Source organism: Ensifer sp. LC384 (assembly GCF_001695865.1).
Taxonomy (GTDB): Bacteria; Pseudomonadota; Alphaproteobacteria; order Rhizobiales; family Rhizobiaceae; genus Ensifer.
Genome location: NZ_MBST01000012.1, coordinates 1 through 434, shown reverse-complemented (window position 1 = coordinate 434; position 434 = coordinate 1). Strand labels below are relative to the sequence as shown.

Genomic DNA, 434 nt, shown 5'->3' with positions numbered 1-434 from the left:
GCGACCACCTTGCCGGTCTGGCCGACCTGCCAGTCGTTCGGGGCATAACCGGCGTCGACGGCGGCGCGGCTCGCCCCGACGGCGGCCCCGAGCTTGTCGGCAACCGGCAGGATCACTTCCTGGAATTTTTCCGACGAGCCGAGCGCCCGGCCGCCGGAGATGATGATCTTGGCCGAGGTCAGCTCCGGACGATCGGACGACGACAGCGCGTCGGCAACGAAGCTCGACAGGCCCGGATTGGCGGCCGCTGCGATCGTCTCGACCGCAGCCGAGCCACCTTCGGCGGCCGACGCGAACGAGGCGGTGCGCACGGTGATGACGCGCTTGGCCTCGGTCGTCTGCACCGTCTGGATGGCGTTGCCGGCATAGATCGGGCGCTTGAAGGTGTCGGCGGAGATAACCTCGGTGATTTCCGAAACCTGGGCAACGTCGAG

Annotated in this window: 1 protein-coding gene; it reads right to left on the bottom strand. The window is 68.2% G+C overall.

Translation table 11 applies throughout. The features are described 5' to 3' along the window. Positions 1–434: FAD-binding protein (locus BC363_RS11935; protein ID WP_202618566.1), on the bottom strand; the 434-nt coding region annotated here is incomplete at both ends.